The 6538-nt window shown below is 63.2% G+C and carries 9 protein-coding genes; 8 read left to right on the top strand and 1 reads right to left on the bottom strand.

Features of this window, described 5'->3' with window-relative positions:
- The 7 genes from ACIQ17_RS04175 to ACIQ17_RS04145 form a co-directional block, all read left to right on the top strand.
- Positions 1 to 463: TetR family transcriptional regulator C-terminal domain-containing protein (locus ACIQ17_RS04175; protein WP_398465699.1), on the top strand; the 463-nt coding region annotated here is incomplete at its 5' end.
- A gap of 92 nt (positions 464 to 555) precedes the next feature.
- Entirely contained in the window at positions 556 to 921 is a 366-nt protein-coding gene (locus tag ACIQ17_RS04170; protein WP_398465697.1) for a YciI family protein, read from the top strand.
- Positions 918 to 2186 (top strand): RNA polymerase sigma factor, encoded by a 1269-nt coding sequence (locus ACIQ17_RS04165; protein ID WP_398465695.1) that lies wholly within the window; start codon positions 918 to 920, stop codon positions 2184 to 2186. Before ACIQ17_RS04170 ends, ACIQ17_RS04165 begins: the two co-directional genes overlap by 4 nt.
- Before the next feature lie 124 nt (positions 2187 to 2310).
- Entirely contained in the window at positions 2311 to 2703 is a 393-nt protein-coding gene (locus ACIQ17_RS04160) for a DoxX family protein (RefSeq protein ID WP_398465693.1), read from the top strand.
- Positions 2704 to 2726: 23 nt separating this feature from the next.
- Positions 2727 to 3146, top strand: a complete 420-nt coding sequence (locus tag ACIQ17_RS04155; RefSeq protein ID WP_398465691.1) for a VOC family protein — start codon at positions 2727 to 2729, stop codon at positions 3144 to 3146.
- Between the two features lie 68 nt (positions 3147 to 3214).
- The gene (locus ACIQ17_RS04150; RefSeq protein ID WP_398465689.1) at positions 3215 to 4414 is read left to right on the top strand and encodes a multidrug effflux MFS transporter; all 1200 of its coding nucleotides are present in this window, start codon (positions 3215 to 3217) and stop codon (positions 4412 to 4414) included.
- Positions 4415 to 4451: 37 nt separating this feature from the next.
- Positions 4452 to 4934 carry a DUF1772 domain-containing protein gene (locus tag ACIQ17_RS04145; protein WP_398465687.1) on the top strand — a complete coding sequence of 161 codons (483 nt, stop codon included), beginning with the start codon at positions 4452 to 4454 and terminating at the stop codon, positions 4932 to 4934.
- On the opposite strand, the gene ACIQ17_RS04140 is transcribed toward ACIQ17_RS04145, so the two are convergent.
- Positions 4931 to 5734, bottom strand: coding sequence for an SDR family NAD(P)-dependent oxidoreductase (locus tag ACIQ17_RS04140; protein ID WP_398465685.1), 804 nt, complete (start codon positions 5732 to 5734; stop codon positions 4931 to 4933). The genes ACIQ17_RS04145 and ACIQ17_RS04140 overlap by 4 nt on opposite strands.
- 154 nt (positions 5735 to 5888) lie before the next feature.
- Here ACIQ17_RS04140 and ACIQ17_RS04135 point away from each other — a divergent pair, with 154 nt between their 5' ends.
- Entirely contained in the window at positions 5889 to 6536 is a 648-nt protein-coding gene (locus ACIQ17_RS04135) for a glutathione S-transferase family protein (RefSeq protein ID WP_398465683.1), read from the top strand.
- The last annotated feature ends 2 nt before the right edge of the window (positions 6537 to 6538 follow it).

The raw sequence follows: 6538 nt of genomic DNA, 5'->3' as shown, positions 1-6538 counted from the left end.
CCTTTATGGCGCCTTCGGCGACAAGCGCGCGCTCTACATCAAGAGCTATCAGCGCTATCGCGATGACTACACCGCCAAGGTACTCGCGCTGTTCAAGGCCGATATCGATATCCGCGAACGCCTGCGTCGCTTCTATGCCGCCGCGCTCGACATCTACACGACGGGTGACGTCGATCCGCGTGGCTGTTTCGCGGTCATGACGGTGGCGTCCGATGCCATCGCCGATCCGGAAATCCGCAGCTTGATGGTCGAAGGCTTCAAGGAACTCGACGATGCCTTCGCGTGGTGCTTCCGCACCGCGATGGCGCGGGGTGAGTTACCCGAGACGACCAATGTCGATGTGCTGGCAAAGATGGCATCCGCCCTGCTGAATCTGTCGTCGATCCGAGCTCGCGCGGGCGTATCGCGCGCCGAGATCGATGCCATCGTGGATGGCGCCATCGAGCAACTCTGTCGCGCCTGATGCGGGAACCCGCCTGCGCGCCAGACCACAATAATTTCAGCTAACCTGTCGGCATCGCCGCGCGCTGCCCGTCTTTCAATCAAGGAGCACCCATGCTGTACGCCATTCTCTGCTACCACGATGAGGCCGTTGTCGGCGGCTGGTCCAAGGACGAAGACGACAACGTCATGGCGAAGCTCGCCGTCGTGCATGGCAAGCTGGCCCAGCAGGGCCGGCTCGGCCCGGTGGCGCGGCTGCTGCCGACCACGGCGGCCACCACGCTGCGGAAGGACGATCCGCCGGTGGTGCTGGACGGCCCGTTTGCCGAGACCAAGGAGCAGCTGCTCGGCTTCTATGTCGTTGAGGCCGAAAACCTCGATGGTGCGCTGGAGATCGCGCAGGAACTCGGCCGCGCGAATCCCGGCGGTGCCTATGAGATCCGTCCGATTGGCGTCTTTCACGGGACATTTGCGCCATGACCGATGTTGCCTGGATCGATGCAGCCCTGACCTCGGCCCGTCCCCAGGCGCTCGGCGCGCTGCTGCGCTATTTTCGCGATCTCGACACCGCGGAGGAGGCGTTCCAGAACGCCTGCATCCGCGCGCTGAAGACTTGGCCGCAGAACGGCCCGCCGCGCGATGCCGCGGCGTGGCTGATCATGGTCGGTCGCAACACCGCCATCGACGATCTCCGCCGCGGCAAGCGCCAGCAGCCACTGCCCGATGACGATCACGCGATTTCCGATCTCGACGACGCCGAAAGCGAACTCGCCGACCGGCTCGATGGCTCGCATTATCGCGACGACATTCTGCGGCTGCTGTTCATCTGCTGCCATCCGCAACTGCCGGCCACGCAGCAGATCGCCCTGGCGCTCCGCATCGTGTCCGGCTTGACAGTGAAGCAGATCGCGCGCGCGTTCCTCGTCAGCCAGGCGGCGATGGAGCAGCGCATCACCCGCGCCAAATCTGCCATCGCAAAAAACAAGGTGCCATTTGAAGCGCCCGGCGCGCCGGAGCGTAGCGAACGGCTGGCCGCGGTGGCTGCCATGCTCTATCTCGTTTTCAACGAAGGCTATTCGGCCGGTGGCGACAGCGCCGATCTGCGCGCGCCGCTCTGCGAGGAAGCCATCCGCCTTGCGCGGCTGCTGCTCAAGCTGTTTCCCGCCGAGCCCGAGATCATGGGTCTCGCGGCACTGATGCTGCTGCAATATGCGCGCTCGAGCGCGCGTTTCGATGCCAATGGCGACGTCATCCTGCTGGAAGATCAGGATCGCGCGCAATGGAATGGCAAGATGATTGCCGAAGGCCTGGCACTGATCGACAAGGCCATGCGCCATCGCCGCACCGGCGCCTATCAGATCCAGGCGGCCATCGCGGCTCTGCATGCGCGCGCCGCAAAGCCCGAGGATACGGATTGGGCCCAGATCGAACTGCTCTATGGCTCGCTCGAAATCCTGCAGCCGTCCCCGGTGATCACGCTGAACCGGTCGGTGGCGGTCTCCAAGGTGCGCGGCCCGCAGGCGGCGCTCGACATGATTGCGCCTTTGGCCACCAAGCTCGCCAGCTACTTCCACTTCTTCGGCGTGCAGGGCGCCTATCTGATGCAGCTCGGCCGCAGTGACGAAGCCCGCGAGAGTTTCAATCGCGCGATCGCGCTGGCGAACACAACCGCCGAGGCCGACCATATCCGCAAGCATATTGACCGGCTGATGGAAGACAGCAGGGCGAAAGTGGCTAGGACGTAGCAAGCACATAGGATGGGTTGAGCGCAGCGATACCTATCCTGCAAAAATCTTCGCCGGCACTGTCGGGATCGGCTAGTTCTGTTCGTCTTGTTTGTATCGACGGCTTGTCATCTCAAGGACCACCATGCCCATCTCCCGTACCGCTCTCTGGATCGGCCGCATTCTCAGCGGGCTCGTCATCGCCTTCCTGCTGATGGATGGCGGCATCAAAATGGTGCCGATCAGGGAAGTCACCGACACCATGCAGCAGCTCGGCTATAGTGGTTCGGTCGAGCAGGCGCGCCTGCTCGGCGCCAACACCTTCGCTTGCGCCGTGCTCTATGCCTTTCCGCGCACCGCCATTCTCGGCGCCATCCTGCTCACCGGATTGCTCGGCGGCGCCATGGCGACGCATCTGCGGGTCGACAGCCCGCTGTTCACCCATCTGTTGTTCGGCCTCTATATCGGCCTGATGGCATGGGGCGGGCTCTATCTGCGCGATCCCGCCCTGCGGGCGCTGATGCCGATCCGGAACTAGAGACTCAAACCAAGGAGACGACCATGCAGATCAATCCCTATCTCCACTATGACGGCAATTGCGAGGAAGCCTTCAAGTTCTACGAGAAGGCGATCGGTGCCAAGATCGATGTGATCATGCATGTCGAGGGCTCGCCGGCCGCCGAACAGATGCCGCCTTCGATGGCCAAGAAGGTGCTGCATGCCCAGCTCTCGATCGATGGCGAGGTCATCATGGCTTCCGATTGCCCGCCGGATTATTTCGAGAAGATGCAGGGTTTCTCGGTCTGCCTGCAGGCGCAGACACCGGCCGAGGGTGAGAAGTGGTTCAACGCACTCGCCGAAGGCGGCGAGGCCAAGATGCCCTTCGCCGCCACGTTCTGGTCAAAGGGCTTTGGCATGTGCGTGGACAAGTTCGGCGTGCCTTGGATGATCAACACCGCGCAGGACTGTCCCGACCAGTGATGGTTTGCCGGCTTCTCCCCGTGATATGCGGGGAGAGGCCGATCCTGCTGAATTGAAAAGTGTCTGCAATGTCCCCGTTCGCCCGCAACGCCATCGTGCTCGGCCTGCTTTGTGCCGTCGGTCCCTTCGCCATCGATATGTATCTGCCGGCGCTGCCGGATATCGAAGCCGATTTCGGCGCGACCACATCGGCAACGCAGCTGACACTGACGTCCTATTTCATCGCCTTTGGCCTGTGCCAGATCGCCTATGGTCCGCTCTCCGATGTCTATGGCCGCAAGGCGCCGCTGTATGCGGGCCTGGCGCTGTTCGTCGTAGGGTCGGTCGGCTGTGCACTGGCGCCGACGGTTGAAACGCTGATCGCGTTTCGCTTCGTGCAGGGGCTCGGCGCTGCGGCCATGGGCGTGATCCCGCGTGCCATCATCCGTGATCTGCACACAGGCGTCGAAGCGACGAAATTGATGTCGCTCGTGATGCTCGTGTTCTCGGTCTCGCCGATCCTGGCGCCGCTCGGCGGCAGTGCGCTAATCGTGCCATTCGGCTGGCGCGCCGTGTTCGTCGCCGTCACGATTGCAGCTCTCATCGCGACCGTGCTGCTGGCGGTGATGCTGCCGGAAACACGGCCGGTGCAGGAGCGCATCCGCGGCGATGTCCGTAGCGTGCTCGGCCATTTCGGCACATTGTTTCGCGATTGGCATTTCCTCGGCCTCACCTTCATCGGCGGCCTCGGCATGTCGAGCTTCTTCACGTTCCTGTCGATGTCGTCCTTCGTCTATATCAAGACCTATGGCATGAGCCTCGCGGAATACAGCGTGGCGTTCTCCGTCAACGCGGTCGGCTTCATCGGCATGTCGCAGCTGGCAAGCCGGCTCGGCGGACGTTTCGGCATGGGGCGCGTGGTGATGGGGGCCGTGGCCGCCTATGCCAGCTTCGCCGTGCTGCTGCTGGCGCTCACGCTGGCCGGCTTCACCAGCCTGTGGGTGCTGATCCCGCTGCTGTTCACGTCCTTCGCCTTCCTCGGCCTGGTGATCCCCTCGACCATGGTGCTGTCGCTGGAAAATCACGGCCCCATCGCGGGCAGCGCCAGCGCGCTGGGTGGCACGCTGCAAATGCTGACCGGCGGCGCGGTGATCGCGGTCGCCGGCCTGTTCTTCAACGGCACCTCGATGCCGATGGTCGTCACGATCGCGCTGACGGCGGTGACTGCACTGGTGATCACGGTGGCCACACTGCGCCCGCGTGAGCTTTCGCCGCAGCTCGCCGAATGAGTGAAATCTGCTAGGTTTGATCGATCGAGGGGGAGGGATGAAGCGAATGACGTTCGGTTTGGCCTTCGCGGCAGCGATCGGTTCGGGCCTGATGGCCGGGCTGTTCTTCGTCTTCTCGGTCACGATCATGAGTGCGCTCGGCAAACTGCCGGCCGCCGCCGGCATCGCCGCGATGCAGTCGATCAACACGACCATCCTCAGCCCGCTTTTCCTCACCGCTTTCATGGGCACGGCGCTGCTCTGCGTCGTGCTTGCGATTGTCGCGATGCTGAATTGGTCCGGCCCGGCATCAGGCTGGCTGGTGACGGGTGCGCTGCTCTATGTGGCCGGCACCTTCCTCGTCACCATCGTCTTCAACGTGCCGATGAACGACGCGCTGGCGTCTGCTGCGCCCGACAGCGGCGAGGCGGCCAATCTCTGGACGCGCTATCTATCGGTGTGGACCGGCTGGAACCACGTGCGCGCGGTCACCTCGACCGCTGCGCTCGGGGCATTCATTCAGGCGCTGCGCCTGCTCTAGCCGTTGATCCCCTCACGCCGCAGCGTGGGCAAGCCGATGCCGGTCGCGTCGAAGCCGCCATCCACCGCCAGCATCTGGCCGGTGATATAGCTGGCGCGATCGCTGCACAGGAAGAAGATGGCATCCGCCAATTCGTCCTCACCGCCATAGCGATTGAGCGGGATTGCGTCGTGATAATCGGCGCGGATCGCCGGCGTATGGACGGCCTTGGCCATGGCCGTTTCCACCGGGCCTGGCGCCACCGCATTGACGCGGATGCCGAGCAGTGCCAGTTCGACCGCGCATTGCTTGGTGAAGTGAATGATGCCGGCCTTGCTGGTGCCGTAGGCGACGCGCAGCGTCGATGCCCGGAGCGCCGAGATCGAGGCGATATTGACGATGGCGCCGCCGCCATGTTCGCGCATCAGGGGCGCTGCCGCCTTGGTGCAGAGGAACGGGCCGGTGAGGTTCACCGCCATGATGCGTTCCCACTCGTCCAGCGTGGTTTCCAGCACCGGCTTGAAATTCGCGATACCGGCATTGTTCACCAGCGCATCGAGGCGGCCGAAGCGGGCCTGCGTCTCTGCAAAAGCCTTGGCCACCGCTGCCTCGTCGGACACATCGGTATGCAGCGCCAGCGTATTTTCCGGATCATTCAGCGCCTTGACGCTGGCGGCGAGCAGATCGCCCTCGATGTCCAGCAGGGCAACGCGAAAACCCTCTCCGAGAAACCGCTTCGCCACCGCGAGCCCGATGCCCCGCGCGGCGCCCGTCACCAGCGCCACTTTACCGGTGTTTTGTGTGCCTTCAGTCTTGACCATTGTCCGTCCCGATCCGTTTCGTCATCTTTGCCGGCGTGTTTAGGAGACACTGCGGGGCGAGACAATGCGGATTTTGTCGGAATCCGGACATTCGCCTGTCGGAAATCGCTTTCGCGGTTCGTCTTCCAGACACCAATCAAGATCGGAGAATGCCTTGTCGCTCACCCTGCATTTTCATCCGCTGTCGTCTTATTGCTGGAAGGCCCTGATCGCGCTGTATGAGAACGACACGACGTTCACGCCCAACAACGTCAATCTCGGCGATCCCGATCAACGTGCGGCGCTGCTCGGGCTATGGCCGATCGGCAAGTTTCCGGTGCTGCAGGACGACGCCCGCGGTGAGATCGTGCCGGAATCGACTATCGTCATCGAATATCTCGATCGTCACTATCCCGGCGCGACGCGTTTCATCCCGGACGGTGATCCCGGCCTGAAGACGCGGCTGCGCGATCGCTTTTTCGATCTGCATTTCCACGCGCATATGCAGATGATCGTGGGTGACCGGATCAGGCCGGCCGATGTGAAGGATCCGCACGGTGTCGCCGAGGCAAAGCGCAAGCTGCGTGTTGCACTGGACATGGTTGAGCGCGACATGGCCGACCGACAATGGGCCATGGGCGAGGCTTTCACGCTGGCCGACTGTGCTGCCATGCCCCCGTTGTTCTATGGCAACAAGGTTCTGCCCTTTGCGGAGACGCATCCCATCGCATTCGCCTATCTCCGGCGTTTGCAGGCGCGGCCTTCGGTGGCGCGTGTGCTCGAGGAAGCCGAGCCCTATCTGCACATGTTTCCGGAGGAGTGACG

Source organism: Tardiphaga sp., assembly GCF_044340795.1.
Classification (GTDB): Bacteria; Pseudomonadota; Alphaproteobacteria; order Rhizobiales; family Xanthobacteraceae; genus Tardiphaga.
Note: the sequence above shows the minus strand (reverse complement) of the source record. Positions and strands in the feature narration are given on the sequence as shown.